At 58.5% G+C, this 23341-nt stretch carries 17 protein-coding genes; 6 read left to right on the forward strand and 11 right to left on the reverse strand.

The genetic code is table 11. The features are described from left to right. Window positions 1-50 precede the first annotated feature (50 nt). The 4 genes from VI340_RS18055 to VI340_RS18070 all read right to left on the reverse strand — a co-directional run bounded on the left by VI340_RS18055 (window position 51) and on the right by VI340_RS18070 (window position 4694). Window positions 51-1109: a glucose 1-dehydrogenase gene (locus VI340_RS18055; RefSeq protein ID WP_008308412.1), complete on the reverse strand. Its 1059-nt coding sequence runs from the start codon at window positions 1107-1109 to the stop codon at window positions 51-53. Between the two features lie 452 nt (window positions 1110-1561). After that, window positions 1562-2308, reverse strand: a complete 747-nt coding sequence (locus VI340_RS18060; protein WP_336358890.1) for an IclR family transcriptional regulator — start codon at window positions 2306-2308, stop codon at window positions 1562-1564. Window positions 2309-2360: 52 nt separating this feature from the next. Next, window positions 2361-3509, reverse strand: a complete 1149-nt coding sequence (gene dgoD / locus VI340_RS18065; protein WP_008308410.1) for a galactonate dehydratase — start codon at window positions 3507-3509, stop codon at window positions 2361-2363. Between the two features lie 177 nt (window positions 3510-3686). Next, window positions 3687-4694, reverse strand: a complete 1008-nt coding sequence (locus VI340_RS18070; protein ID WP_336330654.1) for an SIS domain-containing protein — start codon at window positions 4692-4694, stop codon at window positions 3687-3689. 243 nt (window positions 4695-4937) lie between these two features. Between VI340_RS18070 and VI340_RS18075 the strand changes: the two genes are divergently transcribed. The 4 genes from VI340_RS18075 (at window position 4938) to nagZ (ending at window position 10064) form a co-directional block, all read left to right on the forward strand. Continuing rightward, window positions 4938-6305, forward strand: coding sequence for an extracellular solute-binding protein (locus VI340_RS18075; protein ID WP_336358891.1), 1368 nt, complete (start codon window positions 4938-4940; stop codon window positions 6303-6305). A 332-nt stretch (window positions 6306-6637) separates the two neighbouring features. After that, window positions 6638-7498: a carbohydrate ABC transporter permease gene (locus VI340_RS18080; protein WP_008308407.1), complete on the forward strand. Its 861-nt coding sequence runs from the start codon at window positions 6638-6640 to the stop codon at window positions 7496-7498. 1 nt (window position 7499) lies between these two features. Then, the gene (locus VI340_RS18085; protein ID WP_008308406.1) at window positions 7500-8417 is read left to right on the forward strand and encodes a carbohydrate ABC transporter permease; all 918 of its coding nucleotides are present in this window, start codon (window positions 7500-7502) and stop codon (window positions 8415-8417) included. 75 nt (window positions 8418-8492) lie between these two features. Next, window positions 8493-10064, forward strand: coding sequence for a beta-N-acetylhexosaminidase (nagZ, locus tag VI340_RS18090; protein WP_049942839.1), 1572 nt, complete (start codon window positions 8493-8495; stop codon window positions 10062-10064). Window positions 10065-10103: 39 nt separating this feature from the next. On the opposite strand, the gene VI340_RS18095 is transcribed toward nagZ, so the two are convergent. Then, the gene (locus VI340_RS18095) at window positions 10104-10808 is read right to left on the reverse strand and encodes a PIG-L deacetylase family protein (RefSeq protein WP_008308403.1); all 705 of its coding nucleotides are present in this window, start codon (window positions 10806-10808) and stop codon (window positions 10104-10106) included. Window positions 10809-10852: 44 nt separating this feature from the next. Then, window positions 10853-12070, reverse strand: coding sequence for an aminotransferase class V-fold PLP-dependent enzyme (locus VI340_RS18100; RefSeq protein ID WP_049942838.1), 1218 nt, complete (start codon window positions 12068-12070; stop codon window positions 10853-10855). A 131-nt stretch (window positions 12071-12201) separates the two neighbouring features. Between VI340_RS18100 and VI340_RS18105 the strand changes: the two genes are divergently transcribed. Next, window positions 12202-13332 (forward strand): ABC transporter ATP-binding protein, encoded by a 1131-nt coding sequence (locus VI340_RS18105; protein WP_008308399.1) that lies wholly within the window; start codon window positions 12202-12204, stop codon window positions 13330-13332. A 1181-nt stretch (window positions 13333-14513) separates the two neighbouring features. Then, window positions 14514-15266 carry an IclR family transcriptional regulator gene (locus VI340_RS18110; protein ID WP_049942837.1) on the forward strand — a complete coding sequence of 251 codons (753 nt, stop codon included), beginning with the start codon at window positions 14514-14516 and terminating at the stop codon, window positions 15264-15266. A gap of 257 nt (window positions 15267-15523) precedes the next feature. On the opposite strand, the gene VI340_RS18115 is transcribed toward VI340_RS18110, so the two are convergent. The 5 genes from VI340_RS18115 to VI340_RS18135 all read right to left on the reverse strand — a co-directional run bounded on the left by VI340_RS18115 (window position 15524) and on the right by VI340_RS18135 (window position 23260). After that, the gene (locus VI340_RS18115) at window positions 15524-16246 is read right to left on the reverse strand and encodes an ABC transporter ATP-binding protein (RefSeq protein ID WP_008308395.1); all 723 of its coding nucleotides are present in this window, start codon (window positions 16244-16246) and stop codon (window positions 15524-15526) included. Beyond that, a complete protein-coding gene (locus VI340_RS18120; protein WP_336330659.1) occupies window positions 16243-17007 on the reverse strand; it encodes an ABC transporter ATP-binding protein in 765 nt (254 codons plus the stop codon). The genes VI340_RS18115 and VI340_RS18120 overlap by 4 nt, the downstream gene beginning before the upstream one ends. Next, window positions 17000-19024 carry an ABC transporter permease gene (locus VI340_RS18125; RefSeq protein ID WP_336358892.1) on the reverse strand — a complete coding sequence of 675 codons (2025 nt, stop codon included), beginning with the start codon at window positions 19022-19024 and terminating at the stop codon, window positions 17000-17002. The genes VI340_RS18120 and VI340_RS18125 overlap by 8 nt, the downstream gene beginning before the upstream one ends. Before the next feature lie 8 nt (window positions 19025-19032). Beyond that, window positions 19033-20280, reverse strand: coding sequence for an ABC transporter substrate-binding protein (locus VI340_RS18130; protein WP_336358893.1), 1248 nt, complete (start codon window positions 20278-20280; stop codon window positions 19033-19035). Window positions 20281-20410: 130 nt separating this feature from the next. Beyond that, a complete protein-coding gene (locus VI340_RS18135; RefSeq protein WP_336358894.1) occupies window positions 20411-23260 on the reverse strand; it encodes a penicillin acylase family protein in 2850 nt (949 codons plus the stop codon). Between the last annotated feature and the right edge of the window lie 81 nt (window positions 23261-23341).

The raw sequence follows: 23341 nt of genomic DNA on the forward strand, positions 1-23341 counted from the left end.
GGATACCACTCTCTCAAGTGAATATGCACATATCGATGGTATGCTGCAGCTTATGTGCTGAATTCGATGTACGATTTGATAGTCTCCGGTGACTCCTCGAATGCGTCTGCAAACTCCGACACCGAACACTGGGTCGTCATGATAGACGCAAGGAACCAGTCCGGGTATTCTGCAAGTGTGTTACGAGCGCGTTTGTAATGCCGGACGTTGGAGTTCACGCTCCCGAGCAACGCTTTGTTCTGGAGGACCAACTGCCTGTGAAGCGCCCCGCCATTGACAGTGAATTCCCAATCCTCGGGGATGCCGAGGAGGACGCCGACTCCGTTCGCACCGAGTGCCTCGACCGTCGAAAACGCGTGTTTTGCGTGCCCCGTCGCCTCGAACACCAGATCCATCGGCTCGTGGACATCGGGTATCTCGTCGACGGCCGTCTGTCGAGAATTGACGTAGGTAGCCCCTAGTTCCTCGATAATGTCGATGGTCGGGTCCGGCCGTTCACGACGGCCGAGACAGTACGTCCGCTCACACCGGTCTGCAAGCATCGCCAATGTGAGCAGTCCTAGCGGTCCGTTTCCGAGGACGAGTCCGGCAGAATCCTGCCACTCGAAGGTCGATCTGGAGCGCTGTGCCAGCTCAAGTGCCTTTTCGGCATTGCTGATCGGTTCGACCAGAAATCCGACATCTGCCAGTGGTTCCGGAATTGGGACGAGAAACGATGCGGGTGTGGTGAAGTACTCGGCCATGTAGCCGTGCGCCCCCGCAATCCCCCGTTCGACATACTCACCTGGTGGAGCCATATCGGGCTCGTTGTTCTCGAAGAACCGGCTCGACGTGTTTGCGGGCCGCCGGACTGTCGGGACGACAATCTCTCCCTCGTTCAGCGCGGTCCCGTTCGAGGACTCCACGACGCCGACGGCCTCGTGGCCCAGTATCTGGTAGTCGCTGCCCTCGGGAAACTCGCCATGTGATCCCGATAGCACCTCAAAGTCCGTTCCGTCGATGCCAACACGGAGCGTCCGCACGAGCACCTCTCCCTCGTCCGGTTCCGGGCGCTCGATGTCGATGCGTTCTGGCCGAGTCTTTCCCCGCTTGACAGCGATTGCATCCATTGTTGTAGGTATCCCCGTGAGTGAAACGCACCATCCATCAACAGTTGAATGTTTCGACCAATCGACAGAGGGAGTTCGGCGAAATTATTTCGTATTATGAAAAGCTGTGGGGATGCGGGAAGCATACTGAACGACAGCGGTGGAACGGCAAGCAGATGAAAGCGGACCGGTAGAGCACGGCTACAGGATGATATGTGCATATTTGGGAGAGGCTGGGTTCAACTAAGTGAATGGGTATAATAAGTGTACGTCTGTTATATCATTCGCGGCCCGCTCTCAAATAGTTTCGCTAAAAGAAATACTCTACTTCGGATGAAAATTTTTGTTGAGATATGTCTGGCATTGCTGAAACTGCCGTCGGTCAAATAGGACCGGGGTTGATGCGACTGTACTGGGCATTGCCGATTGGCTGTCCTGATAATGGCCGTGAACAGGAATGGCTGACGAATGACTCAGATTTGCTCCGCATTGAGTTGCCTGACGGCGCTCAGAATCATCCCGGGGACATCCTCCTGTAACCGCTTCCCGCTCAGCCGTTCAGCGTGTCCTGCCACGTACACGGCTGCGGTTGTAGACTGGTCCTGAATCGGAACCGCGACACAGTTTACGTTTGGATACTGCTCGCGACGCTCAAACGCGATACCCCGGTCCCGGATATTGTCGAGTTCGGCGGTGAGCGTCTGGCGATCCGTAATCGTGTTCTCGGTCATTGCAGGCAGACCAGTGTGGTCTAAAATAGCATCGACCGCCTCTGGGTCGGTCGCCGCGAGGATTGCCTTTCCCGGAGCGCTGCAGTGAAAACACGGGGAGTTTACGTGTCTCGGAGAGTCGTCAACGGCGGTATGATAGACGTCGGCAATTTGCTTTTCGCACTTGATAACCAGTCCGGCGGACTCGCCGGTCGTCGCCGATATCTGGTCTATCTGGGGCTTCGTATCGTGGTAGATGGGTGCCTGAGATTTGACGTGTTCGCCGATATCGGCAAACTGTAACGTCAGCTGATAGTTCCCTGTACTCTTTGTAACGTAGCCTGACTGCAACAGCGTATTCAGGTGCTTGTATGTCGTACTCCGAGTGTACCCGAGTTGCTCGGCCACCTCTGAGACGCCAAGCGGCCCGTCGGCGTCTCTGAGCACGTCGACGATGGCGAACGTCTTCATCGGTGCCGAAAGTGTTGCTGTCTCAGTTTTATCGGGCATAAGATTACTACTCCCGTCTATAGCTTAAGTTTTTATTATTATGAAACAATCGTTACCAGTCGGCGACGCTGCCGTCCTCGTGCCGCCATATCGGGTTGTGCCAGTCGAGATCGGCTTCTGCCTTCTCCCGAACGACGTCTAGCGCTACGTCGATACCCAGTCCCGGGCCGTCCAGCGTCTTCAGGTAGCCGTCGTCGAACGCAAACGGGTTCGAATTCAGCAGGTCGTGTGCGGGACTGGTCGTCTCAGAGTGTACGTCGAACCCCTGATCCTGGACTAACAGGTTCGGAACGACCGTATCGACCTGGATCGACGCAGCCAGCGCAATTGGACCCAGTGGGCAGTTCGGTGCAATGGCGACGTCGTGTGACTCCGCCATGTTAGCCAGTTTGACCATCTCTGAAATACCGCCTGCATGAGAGACATCGGGCTGAATCACGTCAATCGCCCCCGTTTTGAGGAGGTCTTTGTAATCCCATCTCGAATACAGTCGCTCACCCGCTGCGATTGGTGCGCGTGTCTGGGCCGCGATGTTCGGAAGGTGTTCGATGTTCTCGGGAAGCACCGGCTCTTCGATGAACATCGGTTCGACGGATTCGAGGCGGTTGGTGAGGGTCTTGGCCATCGATTTTGATACTCGGCCTCTGAAATCGATCCCGATATCCACTCGGTCGTCGACTGCTGTTCGAACGTGCTGAATCCGTTCTGTGATCTCGTCGAGCGACGCCTTTGTTTCGATGAACCGGGTCTGATTCGTCGCATCCATTTTGAGTGCGGTGTAGCCAGCCTCGGCTAACCGCGTCGCTTCTGCAGCGACATCCTCAGGCCGGTCACCGCCTATCCATTTGTACACTCTGACCTTATCGCGGCTTTTGCCACCCAGCAGTTCGTACACAGGTGCACCGAAGTGTTTTCCCTTGATATCCCAGAGCGCCTGATTGATACCAGCGATTGCAGACATCAGGATCGGTCCGCCGCGATAGAACCCGCCACGGTACAGCGCTTGCCAGTGATCCTCGATTCTAAACGGGTCCTTCCCGATGAGGTACTGGTCCAGCATCTCCTCGACCGCCGCTCGAACTGTTTTCGCTCTCCCCTCGATGACGGGCTCACCCCACCCCAGAACTCCGGTATTGGTTTCTAGTTTCAGGAAGACCCAGCGGGGAGGGATTTCGAACAGTTCGTATCCGGTGATTTGCATACTGCCGCATCGTATCCGGAGTGTGATTAACCTTCATGATATAATCTGCATAATCCAGCGCCCGCCGGGATTAATATCGGTTGTGCGGCTGTGTATCGTGGCGTTCGTCCCGCTGGCAGCTATCGACAGGACTCCAGATCGATACGTGCCATTCGCTAGGGTTGCTGGTGTAGCCCGCTATCCCAGCGCACTCCACTCGATATGTTTCGAGAGTTCCGGTGGATCGTCCGGATCGTATCCCTTCTTCACGGCCGTCTTGTACGTGAGCGATTGCAGAATCTTCAACGGGACTATGGGGTGGTCTGGCGATTGGGACGGGAGTTCGATTGAGATGTCTCCACCGTAGTCGTTCGTTGGCCGCCGCAGGACAATTGTGGTCACTCCGGCGTCGCGTAGCTTTGAAACGACCTCGCTGGTCAACGACGACTTCGATTCTCGGGTCGCAATGACGAGTGCCGGCTCACCGGCAGCGTTTGCGATGGGACCGTGGCTGATTTCCGGTGTCGGGAGCGCTGTCGTATGCAACAGTGCACCCTCGCCGAACTTCGTCGCCGCCTCGCCTGCAAGTCCATATTCGATCCCCTGTCCGAGAGTGTAGAGTGTCTTGGCCTCCGCGAGGACGGCGACGGCTGCCTGAAAGTCCTGATCGATGACGTTCCGGCATGTGCGTTGCAGTTCGCTCGGTGTGTACTCACTGTATTTGCTTTCGAGCAACGAGAACGTCAGCATCAGCGCGGCATCGACTGTTTTGGTAGCGAGGACTGCCTTCTCGGTCCCCGCCGGCGTGACGAGGACCTCGTCCGCTACTGACCCCAGCGTCGAATCGTCACTGTTTGTAACACCGATAACGACCGCACCCCCCTCTTTTGCTCGTCGAGCGGCTGTAACGGTTTCAGACGTCTCGCCGGACTGGGAGTAGGCGACGACAACCGTTTCCTCAGTAATCGGCGGACCGGCGAACAGGTATTCTGACGCGGCGTGCGCCGTTGCATCGATGCCGCTCTGGAAAGACGCATACTGACCGATCACGCCGGTCCAGTACGAGGACCCACAGCCGATGAAGTGGACTCGGTCAGCGTGTGCAATACGCTCGCGTGGCTCGGAAAGGTCGTGCGTACTCAGTTCGAAATGATTCAGTCGATCGATACCGGTTCGGATCTCGTCGTAGACTGCGTGTGTAGTCATGTTTTGGTGTTCAAGGGGCGGCACCGTGGTCAGTTGTTTCAACGACAACGCCGGCAGAGACGCTCCGGTCAGCCAGCGACTGTCTGACTGATCGGACTCGCTCTGCGATCACTTAGATTACTGATTGATGGCAGTGGATAATAAAACCATACGATAGGTATTTGTGATAGGCTGTAGGACCTGTTGCGAAGAATATCCTAAACAATTAATTATATATACTACATGGGTCGTTGGTGATAGCATATGTCAGACAGTAGTTTGCGGAGTGGCAAGCGACGTCGCTTCATCAAAAGCGCCGGAGCGGCAACGGTCACGCTGCTCGCGGGCTGTGGCGGCAACGAAAGTTCAGAGAGTACCTCCGGAGACGGCGGGGATGGCGGCTCCGGCGCGAGCACCGGGGAGCAATCGAACGATATAACCACCCTCACTGTCCGTCACTTCGTCAATGACCACATTGAGACGTTCTACGAGAAGCACAATCCCATACTGAAGAAAGAACACGGGATCAGCGTGGATTTCGAGACGATGGGCTGGGGCGTCGCTCGGAAGAAGCAAAACAACAGTATCTCCACTCGGACCGGTCCGGACGTCGAGGAGATCGCATCGACGTGGATGCCACAACAGGTCAATTCCGACGGCTGGATGGACCTCGAAGAAGCCGGCGTCTCGATGCCGACAGACAATATCTATGATTCGCCGCTTCAGATCGGCAAATTCGACGGTGTCCGGGCTGGGTTCCCCTGGTTCTGGGGACCCCGCGGACACATTTATTATAAATCGCTGTTCGAGGAAGCCGGTATCGACGGCCCTCCGTCGACCTGGGACGAACTCGCGAATGATGCGTCGAAGTACAACACGCAGGCCGAAAAGTGGGAACAGGAAGGCTACAACACGAGGTACCTGTTCGGCATTCCTGGTGCGAACAACTGGGCAGTCGTCCAGTACTATATGATGCTCATCTGGCAAAACGGCGGGAGCGTGATCGACGGGTCCAAGCCGACATTCGACAGCGACGCGGCGGTGGAGGCGCTGAATTTCTACAAGGACCTGTCGACGACGCACAAAGCGTCCCCACAGGCCTCAGTCGAGTGGAACGGCGTTGCACGGAACAACGCGTTTAGCAGCAAACGGATAGCCTCGACGTGGCAGGGGCTCAGGGTAGCAAACGATATCGACGCCGAACTCGGCGTCGGCAAGCCGCCGGCCGGTCCCCGGGGAGAGTCGTCGACCTTCTTCGGAGTGAACCTCATGGGCATCCATCCCTGGACGAAGAAGAAGAGCGAAGCCGCGACCTTCATCGAGTATCTGATGCAGCCCGAGGTCAACGCAGAACTCGCGAAGGGCTCTGGCTTCTTGCCGACGATCAAGAGTAGCTTCGAGCAAGACGCCTTCCAGGGTGAGCTGTATCAGTCCTTCAGTGAAGACGTTCTGAACAACACAAACGCCAAGACAGCGCCGCAAGTCGTGGGCTGGGGTGATGTCTCCGGAGCGATCAAGGGGGCTGTCACGAAGGTACTCACGAAGGCAGCAACGGACTCCTGGTCCGAAGGCGATACCGAGAAGGCACTCCAACAGGCTGCGATGCAGGCAGAGAACGCGCTTCAGGGATAAACTCCGGAAACAGATCGTTGGAGTGTGGGTCTGTGCTTGTCCCGTCGAATAGCTACTATAGTAGCAATTGAAACGATTTACACACTGATCGCACTGCCGTCGTGCGATCAGGTGTGCATTGATTTTCAACGGCTACTATAGCTTTGTGTCGGGACCGTGTCACTCTACGTCGTGCAGAACGATTAAATACATTGCATAATAATCGATTGTGTATGCTCCTGTCCGCGTACCAGCGAGTCAGACGTCGACTCCCAGCGGTTCATATCCCATACGTTAGCTCGTTACCTGCAAGCCAGCGCTTCGGGCTCAAGCTCATTGCCCCGGCTCTGGCAATGATGCTTCTCGTCCACGGGATTCCAGTCATCCTCGGGTTCGTTATGAGTTTCTACGAGTTCCCGTCGCTCAGATACACTGACTGGTTCCGCCCAGAGACGTTCGTCGGGCTTGACCACTTCGCGAAGGTCTTCCAGAAGGATACGATCTATGGCGCACAGTTCTGGAACTCGCTCAAAGTCACCATTCTGTACACGGTTGGCTCGGTCGTAGGGACGTACGTTCTCGGGCTCGTCACCGCACTCACCCTCGATAAGCAATTCCGAGGGAAGCTTGTCGCGAGGACCGTGATTCTGATTCCGTACGTGACACCGGTTGTCGTCACGCTTCTCACCTGGCGGATGATGTTCCGGAGCGATACTGGAGTCATCAACGCGTTACTCCGGCAGGCGGGACTCATCGAGGGGTCCCTGTTCTGGCTTCTGGGCCCGAACTCGCTGTACGCGATAATCATCGCGAACGTCTGGCGGAACTTCCCGTATGCGGCGATCATGTTGTACGCCGGACTGCAGTCGGTACCGGAGCAGTTGTACGAGGCTGCAGAGATAGACGGGGCCGGCCGATGGGGGAAACTGCGGTACGTGACGCTGCCACAGTTGAAGCCCGTCTCTGCCGTCATTCTACTGCTGTTGATCCTCTGGACCTTCATCAACTTCCCCGTCCCGTATATTTTGCTGGGCGGGTCACCGAGCGAATCGGGGAACGTCCTGATGTTGCTCATCTACTCCTTTGGCTTCAAACAGAGTGCGTACGGGATCGGGTCCGCGCTCAGCGCGATGCTGTTCCTGTTCTCTATGACCATCGCATACGTCTATTACAAGCGCGTTGTGGCGTCTAGCTACGACGGAGGTGCTATCTGAGATGCTCAGTTCGCTCATGGCTGCCGTTGGGTCAGAAAGTACGGTGGTGCCCGACGAAATGCGACTGACTGCCGACGGCAAAGAGCTCGTGTACCAACTACTCTGGCGCTCCGTGCTCATCCTCGTTCTCATATTCGCGATATTCCCCGTCTGGATGATGTTCACGACGTCGTTCAAAACCCGTGATGAAGTGCTGCAGCTCGGGCTCGACATAATTCCGGCGGACCCCTATGTCCAGAACTACTTCCTGATGTTCCAGCGGTTCCCGCTCGTTGACTACTACGTTAACAGCCTGATCATTTCGAGTGTGACAACGGTCCTCTCGCTGTTCATCGGTGGACTGGCTGCCTACTCGTTGTCGCGATATGAGTTCCCCGGCAAGGAGAAGTTCGAGATGGGGGCACTCGCAACGCAGATGATCCCCGGAGTACTCATCCTCATCCCGATGTTTCTGTTGTTCATCGTCATGGACCAGTCGGCGAACGTGCCGATGAAAGACACGTACCATGGAATGATATTCCTCTATACGACGTTTACCGTCCCGTTCACCATCTGGATGCTTCGTGGGTACTTCGACACGATACCGACCGCGCTGGAGGAAGCCGCGCGGATCGACGGCTGTACGCGGACACAGGCCCTGTTCCGCGTCGTCATGCCGCTTGCAGCACCGGGCCTGGCCGCGACTGGGATGTTCGTGTTCCTGCTCGCGTTTAACGAGGTGCTTTTCGCGTCGGTCCTGGCGACCGACAACGTCACGCCGTTCTCCATTGGGATTCAGAACTTCCAGCAGCAGGATCAGACGATGTGGGGCCAGATGATGGCTGCCTCGACGCTCGCCGCTGTCCCACTGCTCGCAATCTTCGTCGTGTTCCAGCGGCAGATCGTTTCCGGGCTGACGTCCGGGAGTGTCAAGCAGTAATCTTCGGCTCCAGTTTTGTGGCGGTTCGCGATTCCAAACGTAGTTTTATATCCCCAGCACGTCGGATGTTGTCATATGCAGACTCAGACGGTGGCGAGTATGCCATTAGCACAGAAAGTCGGCCAGTTATTCATGGCTGGCTTTGACGGCACCGAACCGACTGATGGGATACGGGAACTGATTCGTGAGTACAACCTCGGCAACATCATTTATTTCACCCGAAATATTACGTCGCCCGCGCAGGTGGCAGCCCTCTCGGCGGAGTTGCAGTCAGAAGCCACAGCAGTCGGCGCTGGCCTCCCACTGTTCGTCGCCACCGATCAAGAGGGTGGCGTCGTCTCACGCCTCGACTGGGGCACGCAACTGCCGAGTCAGATGCTCATTGGGGCCTGTGATGACGAAGCGATGGCTCGGAAAGCAGGTGTGACCGTCGGACGGGAGCTACGGAGCCTCGGAATCAATCTGAACCTCGCGCCAGTCCTCGACGTCAACAACAACCCGGACAACCCCGTAATCGGCGTCAGGTCCTTCGGTGAAAACCCCGAGCGTGTGGCTGCGCTGGGCGCAGCCATGGCCCAGGGCCTCCAGTCCGTGGCTGTCGCGGCCTGTGGGAAGCATTTCCCCGGTCATGGCGACACGGCAGTCGATTCACATCTCGACCTGCCGGTGGTCGCCCACGAGCGATCCCGACTGGAACGCGTGGAGTTCGCACCGTTCGAAGCGGCGATACAGAGCGGTATCGACGCGATCATGACCACACACGTTGCCTTTCCGGCGATAACAGGTGACGACGAACTGCCAGCGACGATATCGTCGGCAGTCCAGACAGCACTGCTTCGAAAGCAATTGGGGTTTGATGGGTTACTCGTCACGGACTGTCTCGAGATGGATGCGATTGCCGAAGGCGTCGGTCCCGCCGAAGGGGCTGTCCGTGCAATCGAGGCCGGGTGTGATATCGTCACTGTTTCACATACGCTCGAGCGACAGCGTGCAGCGATTGAGGCCGTGCTTGCCGCCGTCCGAACGGGACGGCTTACCGAGGAGCGAATCGACCGGTCGCTGCAGCGCATCCGGCGTTGTAAACAGCAACGGATGGGTGCATCTGAGACTGCCGAAGAGCCGGAGTGGAATCGCTGTGCGACCGAATCGAAACAGCTTGCAACCGAAATCGCAAACTGTGGGGTAACACTCGTCAGGGACGACAGCGAGACATTGCCGTTCGATACGTCGCGTCACCTGCATGTGGTCAGCTTTACCGGGACGCGGGGGTCGCCCGCCGAGGACGAGCGATACGACCCAGAGATGGTCGCTGCTGCGCTCAGCGAGGTCGGGTTTGAAATCACGACACAGACAGTGGCGACCGGTGAGACTGTCGAGATAGCGGCAGCGAACGAGCAGATTGTCGCTGTCAGTTACGATGCCCTGGCAAACGAGTCACAGGCAGCGACGCTCCGGACACTCATTGCGCACCACGACCGGCTGGCAGTCCTTGCCGTACGGAACCCATACGACCTCTCTGTCTGTCCAGATGCGGCTACGTTTTTGACGACGTACGGCTACTCGCCAGGTGCGATTCAGGCAGCGGCGAAAGCACTGGCAGGGACAGTCGACCCAACGGGGACGCTTCCGGTCACGATTCCCGACTGAGGTAGCTTCAACGACAGTGCTGGTGAAACGCCGGCGACCCTATCCGAGAAACTCCTGTGCGGACTCGTGCAGCGGGACGAACCCCTCCGCACTGCGGGCACCGGCCTGCTTCCCGAACACGAGATTCTCGGCGCGAAGTCCGTCGATGAGGTTGTCGAACTCGGCGTCGATGCCCCCGTGCTCGACGAGGAACTCCACCTGTGACTCGTGTTTCTTGATCGCCGTGACCTTCTGTTCCAGATACCCATCGATATCGATGAACATGGAGGGTGTAAACTCCGATGTCGGCTTGCCGAAGTAGTAGATGTTGTCCGGATCACAGGGTTCGAAATCCGTCTCAACGAGGGGGAGCGAAGCCATGTAGTACGCGTCCGTAACTAAACGTGACGTCGCTCGGTGGTCTGGATGCAGATCGTCTTTGTAGTGCGTGAGGATGACGTCCGGGTCGTACTCCCGGATGACATCCACCATCTCTACACGGTTCTCCAGGGAGTAAGTGATCCGCCCGTCTTTGAACTCGAGGAACGCGACTTCCGAGGCGCCTAACACCGCCCCCGAGTCGCGGGCCTCCTGTTCACGGACCCTCCCGACGGCTTCCTGTGAGTCCGTTCGCAGCCCGCCGTACTCTCCCCGAGTCATGTGTACGATACTGACCTCGTCACCGCGTTCAGCGTGCTTTGCTATCGTACCGCCACAGAAGACATCTGCGTCGTCTGGGTGGGCAACTACTACGAGGACGTCCATACTATGCTATGGTATTGTAAGTTATTATTTATATCTTTTCTCTGTTACAGATGTGTGAGCAGGCGGTCGACGACGTACGCAGCACCGTCTTCGTCGAGACACATTGGGTTGAGAACGATCTCTCCCTCGTCGATGCGGTCCTCACCGACATACACGCGCGGGTCCTCGCGCTGCAGTTCTGTCACCAGCGCGGCTGCCGAGAGGGTAGATTGGGAGTGAGTTATATCCACAACGACCCGTGGAGCAACACTCTGCTCACCACCAGCGACGACTGTGGTCTCCACGCCCGCTGCCTCGAGCTGGCTCGCCATGTTTTCGGCGAGGTTCTCCCACTCGGCGACAATCGCTTCCTGATCCTCCTCGATGAACAGTTCCAGCGCGCGAATGAGGCCGACAAGTTCCTCCTTACCGACCTTGAGCGACCGTCCGATTCCCTGTCTGGGGACCCCATCGAACCGTTCCGTCTCGATAAGCGAGCTGGGTGGGTTCCAGACCCGGCGGTCGACGTGCATATCCTGATGCTGCACAGCGATTGAACGGATATACTGACGTTTGCCGGCGATGATACCCGTCGTCTGTGGGCCGCGGATTCCTTTGCCACCGCTGAACACCACCATGTCGGCTCCCTGCTCGACGAAACGAGAGAGGTTCTCAATGGGCGGCACCTCGGCGGCAGCGTCGACAATCACGGGGACATCGTGTCGGTGTGCGATCTCCGAGACCGTCGAGAGGTCCGGCTGTGTGTATGTTTTCTGGACGTACGCGACCCCGGCAGTGTTTTCGTCGATGGCGCTTTCGATCTCCCAGGGTTCCACGTTTGTTGCGCCAGTGCCGAGGTGGTAATCGTTTGTCCCGACATCGACGATGTTTGCGCCAGCCGCTCGCAGTGCGTGGTCGTACCCCGTCCGGTGAGTCCGGGGCATCACGATGTCGTTTGGTGCGTCTGTCGGATGGGGTAACTCCGACATAGTTTTCGGGTCGTCCCCCGCGATCGCGGCAGCCGCGGCCAACAACAGGCCGGCCTCAGCACCCGGCGAAACGTATCCGGCTTCCGACCCGGCGATCTCAGCGATCTGTTCGGAAGCCGTTGCCTCTAGGTCACTCAGCTGAACGAATTCGTCGGCAGCAGCGCGCATGGCGTCCGCGGCTTCCTCTCGAATGAGGCTGCCGCCAATCCGCGTTTTTGTGCCCGCTGCATTGACGACCGGCGTGACACCCAACTGACGATACACTGACTCTGACTCTGTTGTGAATGGAACCATAGTTGTGCTCTTTTCACTACCGCTAGTCCCGTATACGAACTTAAACCCGCTCCAGGTATATGAAAGGTTCCCATCTATAATCGAAGAACACAAACTATTATATATCTCTGTGGAACAATAACAGGTATCGCATGGCACAGTTAGAGCTCGATAACCTTGTCAAGACGTTTTCCGACGGGAGCGACGAGGTTGTCGCTGTCGATACGGTGAATATGTCGCTAAACGACGGCGAGTTTCTGGTACTGGTCGGCCCGTCCGGCTGTGGAAAATCGACAACCTTGCGGATGGTCGCCGGGCTTGAGACGGTGACTGAGGGCGATATTCTGATCGGAGACGAGTCTGTTATCGGCACCGAGCCCCGTGACCGCGACATCGCGATGGTCTTTCAGAACTACGCGCTCTATCCACATATGACCGCAGAGGAGAACATGTCGTTCGGGTTGAAGATGACGACGGATCTGGATACAGAAACGATTGAACAGCGTGTAACCGAGACAGCCGAGATGATGGGCATCGAGGACTTGCTTGATGATCCGCCAAAGGAGCTATCTGGGGGCCAGCAACAGCGGGTGGCGCTCGGGAGAGCAATCGTTCGGGACCCAGCGGTGTTCTTGATGGACGAGCCACTGAGCAATCTGGATGCCAAACTCCGGACGAAAATGCGGACCGAACTAAAGAGCCTCCAGAACGAACTCGACGTGACAACGATCTACGTTACTCACGACCAGACGGAGGCAATGACGATGGGCGACCGTATCGCTATTCTGGACGACGGCGTGTTACAGCAGGTCGGAACGCCACTGGAGTGTTATCACCGTCCAGCCAATCGGTTTGTCGCCGGGTTCATCGGGTCGCCCTCGATGAACTTCATTCCTGCCGCTGTCGAGGACGGGTCGCTAGTGCACCAGGAGTTTACCTACGGGCTGTCCGCTGAAACCACCGCCCAGCTCGACGGGTACGAGGAAGTCATCCTCGGTGTCCGGCCCGAAGATATTCAGCTCAGCACCGCGACTGGCCCGGAGCAGACCGTTACCGCGACCGTCGACGTCGTCGAGCCACTTGGGGACCTGTTTCATGTGTACGTGACTATCGACGGGCAGCAGTATACGGTCACCGTCGAGGATGGGTCAAACCTCGGGAATGGCGTCACGGTCGGATTGCGGTTCCCAGAGGAGGTCATCCATCTCTTTGATGCGGACTCCGGCACTGCGATCAAGAACAGTGAAACGGAAATCGACGAAGAGAGTCCGGTTGCAGCCTGATTTTTCTCATTCCGCAACGCTCGATAGAATGTGGCTTGAGAGTACCCGTGAAGGGTTCCCAGTGGTAGTGACGGCCGGGAGAATACCCAAGGAGCCACTGGGAGGAAGCACCGCGGAACGGACCCGCTTTAACAGCGCGCTGAGAGCAGGGCTGGCTGACGAGACTATCTGCGACGTGCTTACTTAGTATTCAATATTCCCGCTCTGCGAGCGAGTATGGGAGTTCGTTTCGTAATGTGAAATGTATTCACGCAGTCACCAGCGAGGCGCAGTCACTTGCGATATGAACTGTTGTCGTTGTGAGGCGTCAGGACCGCAACGGCGCTGTGTTTCGTAATACGACATCTGCGTTGCCTTCAGATAACAGGCGTACAGATATTATCGGAGTGGTCGGCTTATCTACACGTCTCACGATAGTAATAATTGAAACGATGTACACACTGATCGAACTGCCGTCGGGCGATCAGGTGTGCGTTGATTTTCAATGGCTACTATAGGCGGTCGAGAGTAGCGGAGAGACAGATGTAACCCTGACTGAGATTCAACACCTGTGAACAACCCTCACTGTAGGCCGGATGGTTGCACTGCGACTCTGGAGCGCGCATACCGCAGAGATACGCCCATAAGATAACAGGCGTACGGCTGTTATCTTTTTCAGAGTCGGCCTGAGAGTTACCGGCTGTAGGTGATAGTATCGGCGTTGGAGTGCAGCAGACCAGTATCGAGGCGATACGAGAAGTGATTGCGGTTGTGCAAGGAGAGTGCTGAGCACGAACAAGGCGAATCGAAGCGGACTGGGAGACTGTGACAGGACTAGTCCCGGTAACGCTGCTATCCTCGCTATGTTCTCATTTGTATTTCGTATGCTGCGGCCGAGTTCAAGCTGATTGAACAGCGTGGTGTACAGCAAAAGTGCCAGCGTCCGACATCTGCATCGGCCGGCACTAGAATACCGGGACGACGCCGCCTTACTCCGTTTCTCAGTGGCAATACAGTGGTCAGTAGGTACGTAAACGGAACGGACGGAATTTAGGAGGGTTACTGGATTGCCGAGTTTTGGGTAGGTATATCATGGTTCAGTCGTCGCGACGCCACTGGGAATACACCTGATAGCACAGTCCCTGGGCACATGATTCAATCTTGTTGAATAATTTTATAAACAGTTAGCCGAATATACGCGTATGACAGGACAAGGCCCGATAGAGTCCGCCGGGAGGGTGCTGGACATTATTGAAGCACTGAAAACGGAACAGGCACTCGGCGTCACTGAGCTGGCAGAGCGAGTGGAGATGCCCAAGAGCACAGTCCACGTTCATCTCTCGACACTCCAGAGCCGAGGCTACGTCGTCCAGGACCAGAACAAGGCGTATCGGCTGAGCTTGCGGTTTCTGGATATCGGGATGAAAGTCCGCGAGCGACAGGAAATGTACCAGGAGGTCGCCCCGAAACTGAACGAGATAGCCGACGAAACCGACGAGAAAGCGTGGTGGATCGTCGAAGAGAACGGAAAGGCGGTCTTCCTGGCCAAAGCGCTCGGCAGTCGGGCGATTCAGACAAACTCACAGATCGGCCAGTACACCGAACTGTACAGGCTCGCTGGTGGCATGGCAATCCTCTCAGTGTTGCCGGAACACCGGCGGGAGACAATCCTCGAAAGCTACGACTACCCTCTCCCCGACGGTCGGGATCGGCAGGAACTCGAAGCAGAACTCGACGAGATTCAGGACCGCGGCGTCGCCTACGGTATCGACCAGTTCCTCGAAGGCGTGGCCGGCGTCGGTGCCCCGCTGGTAGACAACGCCGGCAACACGTACGGTGCCATCAGCGTCTCGGGACCAGCGAACCGGCTGGACTCGGAACGCATCGAAAACGAACTGACGGACCTCATCCGTGGAATCTCCGGCGAGCTACAGGTGAATCTCTCGTATCAGTAGTTCTACTGACTCGAACACCGCTATTCTGGACAAGAAACCTGTGAAACCGCTCGATACCTCCGGAATAACACTTTGACACGATAGAAACCGATTCAATAGAATAGAACGAGCCATGGGGTATGTTCACACACTGATGGTCGCTACTGCTCGGTGCATGGAGTTCGAACTATGGTCGGTAAGCCCCGTCCCGAACGGGGCCCTGCGCTATACGGCAAGTGACCGGGGATCGGGTCGTCGCCCGGCGATTGTCGCCATAGTCAGTCAGTGACACCGACGCCGAGGTGTCTGTCGAGTACGTCCTCGTTGTTCTGGATCTCCGCCGCAGTCCCCTTGTGGACGATTTCGCCCTTTTCGAGGATGTACGTGTACTCCGAGACCGCCAGTGCGACCGGGATGTTCTGCTCGACAACCAGCACCGTGATACCCTGTTCGTTCAGTTCGAGGATAAGGTCCTCTATCTGTCGGACGACATAGGGTGCGAGCCCTTCCGTCGGTTCGTCAAGCAACAACAGATCCGGGTCGGCAGTCAGGGCACGGCCGACCGCGAGCATCTGCTGTTCGCCACCGGAAAGGACCGACCCGTCCTTGTGTTCTCGCTCCGCGAGGTTCTCGAACATGTCCAGCACGTCGTCGACTGACGGCCCGTCAGGCGACTCGGCGCCGATCTCGCCCATTCTGATGTTCTCTCGGACGGTCAACTCGGGGAAGATCCGTCGCTCTTCGGGAACGAACCCGATGCCGCTCCGGATCGTCGCCTCGGCGTTGAGTGTCGTGATATCGTCGCCATTGAACGTTATTGACCCACCAGTCGGGGTGATGTTCCCGACAATCGACCGTAGCGTCGTCGTCTTGCCGACGCCGTTGCGCCCGACCAGCGACACAACGCTTCCGCGTTCGACATCCATCGAGACGCCCTGTAGCACCTCGGTCATCCCGTACCCGGCCCGGACATCTTCGAGAGAGAGGAGCGGGTCGGTCATTCGCGGACACCACCGAGGTACGCATCGCGGACGTCTTCGTTGTTTGCGATCTCGTCGGGTGTCCCGCTTGCGAGTTCTTCGCCGCGAGTAAGGACGGTAATCCGGTCCGAAACACGCATCACGAGGTCGATATCGTGTTCGATGAGCATCAACGACCGGTCTGAGAGGACCTCATCGATGAGGTTCATCGTGGCCTGTGTTTCCTCGCTACTCATTCCTGCGGTCGGTTCGTCGAGCATGACGAGGTCGGGGTCTGTCGCCAGCACGAGCCCCAGTTCGAGTCGTCGCTGATCGCCGTACGCCAAGGCCTCCGCGTGCTCGTCAGCCCTGTCTTGGAGCCCGATCTGTTCCAGTACTGTCCCGGTTTGCTCCGCGATCTCGTCGAAGCCGTTCTTGTCACGGAACAGCGCTTCGCCGGGGTTGATCTCGTCACTGTGGACGGACTGTGCTGCCAGCCGAACGTTTTCTCGAACGGTGAGACCACCGAAAACGTTCGTAATCTGGAACGACCGGCCCAGTCCGCGGCCAACCCGTTCGTGTGGCGCGACGTCAGTGATGTCCTCACCTTTGAACCGCACGACGCCCGCTGACGGCGATAGTGCGCCAGTGATGAGGTTAAACGTCGTTGTCTTCCCGGCCCCGTTTGGCCCGATAACGCTCCTGAACTCACCGTCCGCAACCGACAGCGACACGTCGTCAACGGCGGTGAGCTTGCCGAACCGCTTCGTCAGTCCGTCCGTTTCGAGTACAGTCTCAGTCATCGCTTCTCACTTCCGGCTCATCCATGTCAACAGGACCGTCCGCGTTGTTGGCCGTCTCCAGCCGTTGTGCGACGAGAGACGGAATCGATACGATACCGCGTGGGACGAACAGCACGAACAGGATGAACATCGTCCCGATGATAAGCCGCCACTGGTCGGTGTACGACGAGAGGAACTCCTCGGCACCGAAGAAGACACCGGAGCCGATCATGGGACCGTACAGTGTCCCCATTCCGCCGAACAGCGCAATGACGATGACTTCACCAGAGTGGATCCAGTTGAGGGTCTGATCCGGTGAAATGATGACTGTGGACGGGCTGATTGCGAGGAGGCCGCCAGCCAGTCCAGCCATTCCGCCGCTGATGACAAACGCTCGGCGCTTGTATCTGTTGACGTCGTACCCGATGAACTCCGCTCGCTCCTCGCTTTCCCGAATCGACTGCAGGACACTGCCAAACGGCGCGTTCATCATGCGCCGAGCGAACAGGAGCGACAGCACGGCGATGAGCAGGGCGAGATAGTAGAACACGAACTGCTGTCCGAGTTCGTAGCCGAGGAGCCCGAACTCGATGTTCGAGAGCGACGCCCCGATAGTACCGAATCCGAGGAACGCCTCGAAGCCGAGCAGGCCGTCGCTCCCGCCGGTAAAGTCGAACTTGAACACAGCACTGTAGAGCAGCTCCGCGAACGCCAGCGTGATCATGGCGAAGTACACGCCGGACACCCGAATCGAGAGGCTGCCGACGATCCAAGCTAGGACGGCACAGATGAGAATCGCCCCGAGTAAGACGACGAAAACCGACTGCGAATAGTGCAACATGACGAGCGCGGCGGTGTACGCACCGACGCCGTAGAACATCGTGTGGCCCAGCGGGACCAGGCCGGCATAGCCCATCACGATATCGAGACTCAATGCGAAGATTGCCCAGATCAGGATCTCGTTGAGAACGACGAGGTAGTACTGGTCGCCCATGAACAGAATCGCGAGTGGGGCGAGCGCGAGCGCGACAACGGCGATACCGCCGAGCCGTACCCGCGTGCTGTCCGCCAGTACCCCGCCATACCCCCCGACGAGAATCTCGCCCTCGCTTTCCGACTCTTCACCTCGCGTTCCGAACAGTCCTTGCGGTTTCACGAGCAACACGGCGATCATGAGCAGGTACACAGTCAACCCCTCGAGATTGGGAACGCTCAGCGTGACGTCTCCGACCGTTGCCACGACAGACCCATTGTAGGCCCGCATCAGCGTCTGGACGACACCGACGAGCAACCCGCCGAAGACGGCACCCCTGAAGCTACCGAGGCCGCCGAGGACGACGACAACGAACGCCGGGATGATGACGCTGTTCCCCATCCCGGTGTTCACGTTCTGGTAGCCGCCGAGGACGATCCCGGCGACAGCAGCGAGCGCCGCACCGACACCGAAGACCAGCGTGTAGTACTGGTCGATGTCGATACCCACGTTGCGGACCATTTCACGGTCCTGCGATCCGGCACGGATGATCATCCCGTACTTCGTCCGGTTCAGCAGGTACCACGTCACTACCGCGAGCAGCGCCGCAAAGACGATCATGAAATAATTGTACACGGACACCTGGACGCCCAGTATGGACACTGGTCGGCTCAGATACTCCGGGACAGCTAGCTGTCGTTGCTGTGTCCCCCAGATAAGACGGATGCCGTCGTTGATTACGAGCACGAGCCCGAACGTCAGGAGAATGTGATATAGCGGGTCTCGACCGTACAGCGGTCGGACAGTCGTTCGCTCGATAGCGGCACCGATGAGACCGACGGCGACCGGTGCAACCACTATCGCGATCCAGAACCCAGTCCCCGCGCCGAACGGCGCGATGATGCTGAGGGAGAAATACGCGCCGAGCGCGAACAGTTCGCCATGGGAGAAGTTGATCACGTCCATCACGCCGAAAATGACCGACAGTCCGGCGGCTAGCAGGACGTAAACCATCCCCAGGGTGAGGCCATTCAGCAGTTGTTCGATGAAATCGGCAGCAACCATCGTACTACCTACATCTCACAGCCGAGGTCACTGGCCGGTGGCAGCGTCTCCGAACCCGGGACCTGCTCGAGGAGTTCGACATCCGCTGTGTCGCCATCGCCCGCGACGAGTTCGGCCATCCACGTCGGATTGGTGGCCTGGTGATCGCTCTCCCGAAGCGTGATGTCCCCCAGCACTGTCGTGAACGTGCCTCCTTCGAGGGCGTCCCGGACATCCCCCGGTTCGGTGCTCCCGGCTTCGTTCATTCCTTTGGCCATCAGCCGCATCGAGTCGTAGCCGACGCGGGCGAAGTTGCCGGGCTCTCTGTCGTTCTCGCTGGCGTAGGCCTCGACGAATGCCTGATTGTCCCCGGTCTCGAGCGAGGGGTCATACCGAGCGCCGCCGAAGGTGCCGACGCTGTTCGACCCGGTCCCGGCACGGACGCTCTGGAACGTCTGGGTCGGACCGACAACAGCCATCTGGTCGGTGAGGCCCTGATCTGCGGCCTGGTTGGTGAAGTTCACCAGATCACCACCGGTCATCCCCAACACGACCACGTCAGCGTCGGAGTTGCTGATCTGCGTGATGAACGAACCGTAGTTGCTGGCACCCAACTCCGACGTTGATGTCCCGACCTCGGTGTAGTCGTCGCTGGCGTTCTCCATTCGTCTGCTCGTGCGGTTGTACACCGAGTCGCCGTACGCGTAGTCCGCGTAGTGGAACCAGACGTTGTTCCCCAGATTGTTGACTGAATACGCCGATATCGCCTCGGCGATCTGTGCAGTATTCGTTTCAAAGCGGAACACCCATTCGTTGCAGGCGGACCCGGTGATCGGCACCGCTGCGCCGCCGGGGAAGTAGATATGCTCAGATTGCCCGGCAAAGTCGTTCAGCCCGAGCGCAACGGAGCTGGAAATCGCACCGAACACGAACTCTGCCCCCTCTTCCTGGACGACACGCTGGGCCTCGGACTGTGCGGCCCCGGCCTCGGTTTCTGTGTCGCCCGTCACCAACTCGAACTCGAAGTCGTAGTCGTCGTTGTCGTTTATTTCTGCTACAGCGAGTTCAGCCCCAGTGCGCTGGCCTGGCCCGAGAGAGCTGAACGGGCCAGTCATTGGATTCAGGCTCGCAACGGTCACTGCCTCCTCGCCACCTGTTGATCCACCTTGGCAGCCAGCGAGGCCAAGCGCGCCGGCCGCGCCGGCGGCGGCGATGAACTGTCTCCGTGAACGGTCGATTCCCACACTACTGTCTGGTGAGGTACCTTCGCTCGACATAGGTTCATTATCTATTGTTAAGCAAATCGTATTAAAGCCTTGCCCCCTGTCGGCGCGTCTCGCGCTGTTCGCCGCGTTCGGTAACTGCACTATCGCGTCTGGCGGCTCTTGGTCACCACCGCTGTGGGGGCTAGCTGGTGTTGTCGTCTTGTCTGTACAGCCACGCCAGCGCAGTCCCGAGTACTGCGGTCGCCCCAGTGAGTGCCGTGAAGCCGGGACCACTGGCGGCAGTCCCGGTATTCGTCTCCGTCGCTGTGTCCGCACTCTCTGTCTCGGCAGGAGTTGTCGCCCCGCCGGCCACAGTACTCTCGTCTGTCTCAGTGCCCTCACTCGTCGGCGTGTCACCGGTGGCACCGTCAGTTGGGCTTGCTGACCTCGTCAACTCACGAATTTCAGACGTTGCGGACTCGATAGCGGCGTCGGCGAACAACAGCTGCTTGTACTCGAAGTCCTCGAACATCGCCAGCTGGTCGTCGTAATGTTCGCCGGTAGTGCCGTCCGGAGCGACGTAGCCGTCGTTTCCGGGCGGGAGGATGTTCTCAGCCTGCGGGTCGTCGCTGAGCCGGACGACGTGATTCTCGGTCCCACGGTTCATCAGCGCCGTGTTCCCCGCGGACGTGACGCCGATAGGCATTCCGAACAGCGCGAGGTTGTCGAACTCGTGCAGGGCCGCCTCACGCCGCCAGGACCCCGGGTCGCCGTCGTATCGCGCGGCGAGTTCGCTCACGGCCGTCCGGAACGCGCTGACCAACGCGTCCGTGATATCTCCATCGGCGTACTCTGCTTGCGTCGGCAGTGCTGTCTCCGCCGGGTTGAGGACCCGCATCAGGGTGCCGCGCCCGTAGTCGTAGTCGAGGAAGTACGATGCCGGCCCGTATGCGCTCCCGAACGTCTCGCCGAAAACCTCCTCCAGAATGTACGGGAACGTCGCATCCCAGATCGTGTACCCGGCAGAGTGGCGTCCCTCGTTGTCTTCGCCGTCGGCCTGGGCGAAGTGGTCCCACGAAGCCAGTTCGCCGCGGGCTTGCTGTTCGGTGCTGGAGAGGTCTGCGTCCGCAAGCGCGTCGAGCAGATGCTCTCTGTACCGAATCGAACGCAGGTCGGTGAAGGAGATATCGTAGATAACGGTCTTCAGGAACTCATAGTCGACTTCGCCGTCCTGAGCTAACCGCTGCTCTACCAGATTGATAATCCGTTGCACGCGGTGGTCGGTCGACCACGAGTAGCTCAGGTCGCCGTTGTTCCACGCAGGCGCAGGTTTGTTGTTCCACTGTGCCGAGTACCCCGGGTCGGGGTTGATCGCGTATGGCACGTCACCGTCAGCCGCGCGCAGGTAGTCCGCCGACGTGAGTTCGTACTGCGTTCCATCGGCTGGCAGCCGAGTGTCCCAGTCGACTGCTTCGCTGTCCGGATACCGCCCCAGATGGACATACGCGATGTCGCCGTCCTTGTCTGCCCACATGAAGTTCAGTGCGTAGTCACAGCGCTGTGCTGACTCCCGGAACTCCTCGGCGTCCGTCGCGAACTGACACTCGTAGAAGGCCCGCCAGCAGTTCATGTGCCGGCCGGCGTATGACTTCGTCTGCGCCAGCGCTTCCCCGTTGTCGGGGTCCCACTGGGTCACGACACCGTGGCGTGTGAACCGTTCCGTGTACGTCACGTCCTCGCCGTCGGCGACAGTGATCGTCTGCTCGGCTGTTTCGACCTCGTACTCCTCGCCCTGGAAGGTGTACGTGTCCGGACCCGACGCGTTGGTCGTGATCGACTCCGTGAACATCTGGATGCAGTTGTCGATCCCGGCAGTCGAAGTCAGTGCCCCGTTGCGGTTGTGTCCGAACATGATGAACGGATACCCGGTAACGGTGACACCGGCGACGTCGAAATCCGGCCCGTGCAGGCTCGCCTCGTACATTATCGAGGGCGTGTTGAACCCCATCTGTGGCCCGCCCATCAGTAGCGCATCGCCACTGGACGTGATATCACCCTGGACAGCGAGGGCGTTGCTGCCGTACTTGATCGGGAGGCCCAGACTATCGAGTCCGGACGCAAGGGTTCGCATCCGCTCCATCTCTGCCTCGTGCATCCCTTCGGCGTCAGTTGGTGGCGTGTAGTCACCGCCAGTGACGAGGTTGCTCGGCATCATAGACGCGCCGGTTGCCCCGCGCGTCACCCTGTCCGTCTCCTGTCCCCCGGCCACGTCGTGTGTCGGCCCTGCACCTACGTCAGTATAGGGAGGGGAGTAGGCATCCGAGGACTGGACTGTCGAGGTCGGGCAGCCGGGGTCGTTACCCCACTGCAGGTCCTCGAAGAGCGCCATGGCACGCTGTTCGCTCCCTGTTTCCTGTGTGAGTGCGTCGAGGACAGTTGCGCTGAGGGTCTCCAGCTGGAAGCCGCTGAAATATGCCATACTCGCGACGAACATCCCCGCGGTGTCCGCCGTAGTAAACGCCTCGGGCTCGAACCCGTGCTCCTGAAACGCCTGGTGGAATTCCAGGTCCTCGCTCTCGCGGACTTCGGTAATATACCGGTTGATGCCGTCGGTAAACGCCTGCAGGACCGCTCGCTGGTCCGCCGTCAACTGTTCAGCGGCCTGCTCGTCGAGTGACGGCTCGCCGGCAGTGTTGCGCCGCGCCTCGATATCGAACTGGATCCAGTCGGTGTCCCCGTCACCCGAGCCGAGGATCTCTGCGACAGTCCCGTGATAGTACCGCCGGTACAGTTCTAGCTGATAGAGCCGGTCGGCCGCGGTCGCGTATCCGAACCCATAGAACACCGGGGCACGGCTGTCGGCGTCGCGGGCGTAGACGTGTGGTACGCCGTAGTCGTCGCGTCGTATCGTGACCGTCGCGTCATCGTCCTGTGCGTACGCTAACTCCGTCTCCACGGCTCCGATACCGGTCATGCCGGTAACCGCCGCGCCCGTTTTCAGAAGCGATCGTCGTGTGAGGTGCCGCCGCGATTGCTGGTGCTGTGCTGGCATCCCGTAGTCGACAGTCTGGATATTTAATAAATATTTGGGAACATTTCAGACGGAGTCGGGTGTGTCTGTTCGAGTCCGGTA

Source organism: Haloarcula sp. CGMCC 1.6347 (genome assembly GCF_037078395.1).
In the GTDB taxonomy this organism is placed as follows: Archaea; Halobacteriota; Halobacteria; order Halobacteriales; family Haloarculaceae; genus Haloarcula; species Haloarcula amylolytica.